The following is a 6,087-nucleotide window of genomic DNA, read 5'->3' as shown; positions in this document are numbered from 1 at the left end:
GAGACTTTCCCAAACTTTGTGTAACTGCTTATAATCCATAGTAAAGGAGAATAAGCAATGACAAAACAAACAGAACTAAAAAAACTAGCCGAACAAATGGCCAAACACGTTGGCAGCTTTGAAGACATCAAAGCATTTCAAAAAGAGCTCATGCAGTCATTTATTGACACTGCATTAGAAGCCGAGATGGAAGAGCATCTAGGCTATCCTAAGCATGAAAAGGCGGATACCCCAAACAAGCGCAACGGTCACACCAAAAAGACAGTGCGCAGTGACACAGGTGAGATTGAAGTATCTACACCCAGAGACCGTGAAGGAAGCTTTGATCCTGTATTGGTTGCAAAGCATCAAACTCGTATCACTGGGCTCGATGATAAAATCATCATGTTTTACGCCAAAGGCCAGACAACCACTGAGATTGTTGAGAGTATCAAAGATATCTATGACGTTGATATCTCAACCAGTCTCGTATCAAGGGTTACTGACAACATCATAGATGACATCACAGCATGGCAGAATCGTCCACTAAGTAGCTTATATCCTATCGTATATTTAGACTGCATTGTCGTTAAAGTACGTCAAGACAAGCAAATCATTAATAAAGCCATCTATCTGGCCTTAGGCGTCAATCTTGAGGGCAAAAAGGAGCTACTGGGTATGTGGCTATCGGAGAATGAAGGCGCTAAGTTCTGGCTAGGTATTCTCACTGAACTACAAAACCGTGGGGTTCAAGATATTCTTATTGCCTGTGTGGATGGTTTAAAAGGCTTTAGCGAGGCAATTAATACGGTATATCCAAACACACAGGTTCAGCTATGTATTGTGCATATGGTACGTTACTCTATGAAGTTTGTACCATGGAAAGATAGAAAAAAAGTAGCGGCTGGTTTAAAGGCGGTTTATGGTGCTGATACGCTTGAGCTGGCAGAGGCTAGCCTTGAGCAGTTTAATGAGATCTGGGGCGATAAATACCCGCATGTGGTTACCTCTTGGCGCAATAATTGGGAGGGCTTAACCGTGTTCTTTGATTACCCGAAAGACATTAGAAAAGCCATTTATACGACCAATGCTATCGAGTCATTAAATAGCGTGATTCGTACCGCTGTGAATAAGCGTAAGATATTCCCATCTGATCAAGCGGCGTTAAAGGTTGTTTATCTAGCGACTCAGCAGGCGTCTAAAAAGTGGTCGATGCCCATCCGTAACTGGACGTCTGCTCTTAATCGATTTATGATTATGTTCGATGAGCGTGTTAGTAAGCATTTAATCTAAATTGCAGTTACACAGAATTCAGGATGGGCTCTGATAATTTAAGATTTTGCTAAAGATAGTAAACTTAAGCTTGTAATCATAACACGCGAATATCATGAACAAGAATATTATTAATAAATGATTAATAAACTGAATGTATGCTAAAGATTCTCTTTTATTTATTTTAAGGAATAGGTTTGGTTTAAATCGCCCTTGAAAAAAATTAAAATTTAATAAAAACAAGCCAATTCTTGACCGCTATACAGGGTTAAGATTTGGCTTGAGTTTTGAATCTAGTGGCTATGCATATTATACGATTAACTATTTAAAGTAATCATTCGGTTATTTGATAGTTTACGCCTTTTCAAGCTTAGGTCTTGCTTTATTAATAGCAGACAGTAGAGCCTGCTTAAACTTACCTTGAGTAAAGCGGACTAGGTCTGAGTGAGCAGCACAGAAATTCATCGTGTCTTTCCATTCATGAGCTAAGTTTTCTGCCCAATCACAATAGGCTTTACCTGCATTTGGTTCATCTTTTAGTGCTTTTTTAGTAGTAGGGTGTAATGACAGCTCTGGCATTATGGCCTTGAGGATTTTTGCGGGTGGAGATACGAATGTATCATCAACATGTAGGGTTTTGCTGGTAGGATGGTAAGCGAGTAACGAGCCTGCATGAATATTCTGATTCGGATGAATATAATAAATACCTTCAGGTACTGAGAATTTAAGCTCTGGATAACGCTGTGTAACCGCATCACTTTCTACCAAATCATCTGCCCAAGTCACTAATGGAACTTCGGTTTTGTGTCTTTCACTACCGTAGTGAATGGCATCAGGGAAATCTTTGGCCATTTGTTCACAATGTACCGTATGAAAAGGATGCAGATTTAAGACCGCTTCCACGTCTTTACCTTGATTGGTTAAGCGCATGACGTCATCACGAACATTGCCAGTTAAAGTATAGCTGTCTAAAAATATATAATTTCCAGAATTAAGCTGTACCAATGAGCACTGTGTACCAATGTCAATGATACCACCCAGTTTAAATGAGCCACGGATATTCCAAAAACCTGAACCTAAATTAATAATTTTATCTGACATAACTCTCTCGTTATCTATTGGTTACTTAATTTATTATAAGACTTTAACATTATTGTCGTTTACTAACTGTACCTATTTAACAGGGTTAAATATTCAGTTGTATATTAATTCTGTTGATTTAACGTGACACTATAGACAAAGATGTCTAAATTGGTTCTAAGTCAACCGAGTGCAAGTACTACTCATGTAGGCTTCGCAAGGTTAACGCCGTAACCGATTAGTAGTCCATTAACTATATATGATAAATAAGCAGGCGAGTCAGCGTTAATGATTTACTACTAAGACATAAAAAAGCACCTACCACGATAAACGGTAGGTGCTTTTATGCGTTACCTGAAACTATAAGCAATAAGTAGCTATTAATAAGTAAATATCAATAAGCTTAAGTACAACAGGTCACGGTCACAAGTATGAGCTAAGTTCTCAAATCAATGATACGCTTAGCTACTGCTTGAAATATGTAGACGCTTATAACAAGCTATCTAAATGACGAGCAGGGTCAGTCTCACGGGCCGCTTTTGCATCTTCAACCGTTAGTCCAAGAGCTTTGGCAACGCCTTCAGCGTACGCTGGGTCACACATGTAACAGTTACGGATATGACGATACTTAATAAAGTCTGGGGCATCGCCCATCGCACGAGCGGTATTACCATATAACGCTTCTTTTTGCTCATTAGTCATCAGATTAAATAGCGCGCGCGGCTGACTGAAATAATCGTTTGAATCTTCACGGAAATCATAATGAGCTGCATAGCCATCAACTTTCATAGGTGGCTCAGCATATTGCGGCTGATCTTGCCACTGCTCAAAGCTATTTGGCGTGTAGTGTGGTCGACCATCATAGTTGTCATCAACCCGAACCTGACCATCTCGGTGGTTACTCGCAACAGGGCAACGCGGTTTGTTTACTGGAATCTGCTTGTGATTAACCCCAACACGATAACGCTGTGCGTCAGCGTAGCTAAACAGACGGGCTTGTAGCATGCGGTCTGGAGAGGCGCTAATACCAGGTACTAGGTTGTTTGGTGCAAATGCAGCCTGTTCTACATCCAAGAAGTAGTTTTCTGGGTTGCGGTTTAATTCAAATTCACCCACTTCAATCAGTGGATAATCACCTTTTGGCCAAACTTTACTAAGGTCAAATGGATGATAGGGTACTTTGTCAGCATCTTCTTCTGGCATGATTTGAACATACATTTTCCACTTAGGAAAATCGCCATTATCTATCGCATTTAGCAGATCTTCTTGATGGCTTTCACGGTTCGTCGCAATAATATCAGCAGCTTCTGCATCAGTTAAGTTTTTGATACCTTGCTGAGTACGGAAATGGAACTTCACCCAAAAGCGTTCATTGTCTTTGTTAATAAAGCTATACGTATGTGAGCCAAAGCCATGCATATGACGGTACGTGGCTGGAATACCACGGTCACTCATCGTGATGGTCACTTGGTGGAACGACTCAGGAAGTAGGGTCCAAAAGTCCCAGTTGTTAGTTGCTGAGCGCATGTTGGTACGTGGATCACGCTTAACCGCTTTGTTTAAATCTGGGAATTTGCGTGGGTCACGTACGAAGAATACCGGCGTGTTGTTACCCACTAAGTCCCAGATACCTTGATTGGTATAGAACTTTAGTGCAAATCCACGAATATCGCGTTCAGCATCAGCGGCACCGCGCTCGCCTGCAACGGTACTAAAGCGAGCAAACATTTCCGTCTTTTTGCCGACTTCGCTAAAGATATCAGCGCGGGTGTATTTGGTGATGTCGTTAGTCACCGTAAATGTACCGTAAGCACCGGAACCTTTAGCGTGCATACGACGTTCTGGTATAACTTCACGGTTAAGGTCGGCAAGCTTTTCATTAAGCCATAAATCTTCCGCTAATAGAGGACCACGTTGGCCTGCTGTTTTACTATTGTCATTGTCAACAACTGGCGCACCATTACTCATGGTTAAATTGGTTGTTGAATATGGACATTTTTTATCATTCATATCGCTCATGGATGTCTCCCTAGTGATAAATTAATTTAATCATTGATAAATAGCGATTTACCCTTAAAAGTCATGTCGGCTATTAATATTATATATACCGCATAAGCCTATATACTTTAAGCCCTAACGAATAATAAGGGTACAAATACTTAAAGTTGTTAAGGGTTTGATTAACCCAATAATTTCATGTTTTTATTGCCCAAGCTTTATCAAAAGCTTATAAAATAAGATCTGCAACGTTAAACTTGCTTAGCATTAGTATGGTACTGATATCGCTTAGTGCCTATTAAAACCTATTGACTATGATTTTAATATTAAATTAATCATAAGCTTTTGATTGATTTAATTAAATAACACAAAAATTTTAATTAGACGTTTAAAAATTTAGTTATCACTTTTTAATAGCTATACCGCATGGACGGATGATGAAATCGCTCAGCGCGTAGCAGCAAGTATTGACGAGGGCATGTATGTTAATTTAGGAATAAAGGGTTGTTGGAGCTTATCCCGCTTGTATGTTAAAAAAGCCATAGATAAGTGTTAACCTTAGCTATGGTAGCAGGTAGAGTGAGCTAGTGATCCCGCTATAGCCAAAGAGCTCGACGCAAAGATAAAGCCCTCTACCTGTATTTCTTTAGATTGAATGGTATCAAAGTGCCTTAGAAAATAAAACTAAGAGACACTGTATTCACAAGGGAAATGCAAAGAAATGACCTATCAAGTATACGTTGGAATTGACATATCCAAAGCTAAATTTGACGCAACATGGCTAAACCAAGAAGGTAAAAAAGTTAAAAACAAAGCCCACAGCAAAACCTTTACTAATGACGAAAAAGGCTTTGCAATCTTTACCAAATGGCTAGCTAAGCAAAGCACAAACAAGAAACCGGATGAATGTCTTATCATCATGGAAGCCACAGGCATATACTATGAGAACCTAGCCTATGATCTACACAGTAAAGGCTACACAGTATCCGTTATTAATCCGGCATATGCCAAACAATTTGCAGGTGCCATCGGCAGTCATCACAAAACCGACAAACAAGACGCGTACGTACTCGCGCAATACGCCTATACAAGGCACCCTAAAGCATGGCAGCCAGAACCTGAGCACGTGAGAAAGCTCAAGTATCTGCTAGACCGTTTAGACACGCTCAAGGCTGATAAAAAGCGAGAAAGCAACCGTCTAGAAAAAGTTGAATCTAGAAAAAGCTATGACAACGATATCGCCCAGTCTATAAAACAAGTGATAGACACTTATAACGAACAAATAGATATCATCCAAGCCAAAATAGATAAACACATAGGTAATCATCCTGACTTAAAGTTAGGCTATCAACCTAGTTAGCATTCCAAGCATAGGTAAGACAGTCGCACCGAATGTATTGTCGCTACTCCTATCTAAGGATTTTAAGGATGCTTCGCAATGTGCCTCATTTGTTGGATTAACCCCTATACATATACAGTCAGGAATCTTTAAAGGAAAAAGCCGTATTAGTAAAAAAGGGGATGGCAACCTACGATCGAAGTTGTTTATGTGTGCTTTATCTGCAATTAGTTGCAATCCTGATGTTAAGCAACTATATGAGCGACTGCTGAAGAGAGGAAAATGCAAAAAAGTGGCTTTGATTGCAGGTATGAGAAAGTTATTACAGATTTGCTATGGTGTGATAAAGCACCAAAGCAAATACAAACCTCAAGTTGCTATTTGATAGTAATTTGAGTTGACATATAAGATGGTATCTT

The 6,087-nt window shown here is 39.7% G+C and carries 5 protein-coding genes; 3 read left to right on the top strand and 2 right to left on the bottom strand.

From position 1 onward, the window contains the following. The first annotated feature begins 57 nt into the window (after positions 1 to 57). On the top strand, positions 58 to 1,272 hold the full coding sequence (locus AC2SLP_RS11870) for an IS256 family transposase (RefSeq protein WP_486535535.1): 1,215 nt from the start codon (positions 58 to 60) through the stop codon (positions 1,270 to 1,272). A 333-nt stretch (positions 1,273 to 1,605) separates the two neighbouring features. Here the strand turns inward: AC2SLP_RS11870 and AC2SLP_RS11865 are convergent, their stop codons facing one another. Beyond that, complete coding sequence (locus AC2SLP_RS11865) at positions 1,606 to 2,352, bottom strand: hypothetical protein (protein ID WP_486536837.1); 747 nt, start codon at positions 2,350 to 2,352, stop codon at positions 1,606 to 1,608. A gap of 468 nt (positions 2,353 to 2,820) precedes the next feature. After that, positions 2,821 to 4,341 carry a catalase gene (locus AC2SLP_RS11860; protein WP_486536838.1) on the bottom strand — a complete coding sequence of 507 codons (1,521 nt, stop codon included), beginning with the start codon at positions 4,339 to 4,341 and terminating at the stop codon, positions 2,821 to 2,823. Positions 4,342 to 5,050: 709 nt separating this feature from the next. On the opposite strand from AC2SLP_RS11860, the gene AC2SLP_RS11855 reads away from it, so the two are divergent. Further along, positions 5,051 to 5,689: an IS110 family transposase gene (locus AC2SLP_RS11855; RefSeq protein ID WP_486535257.1), complete on the top strand. Its 639-nt coding sequence runs from the start codon at positions 5,051 to 5,053 to the stop codon at positions 5,687 to 5,689. 37 nt (positions 5,690 to 5,726) lie between these two features. Then, the gene (locus tag AC2SLP_RS11850; protein ID WP_486535256.1) at positions 5,727 to 6,053 is read left to right on the top strand and encodes a transposase; all 327 of its coding nucleotides are present in this window, start codon (positions 5,727 to 5,729) and stop codon (positions 6,051 to 6,053) included. The last annotated feature ends 34 nt before the right edge of the window (positions 6,054 to 6,087 follow it).

This window comes from Psychrobacter sp. CX21 (genome assembly GCF_057396255.1).
This window is presented reverse-complemented; position numbering and strand designations above follow the sequence as displayed.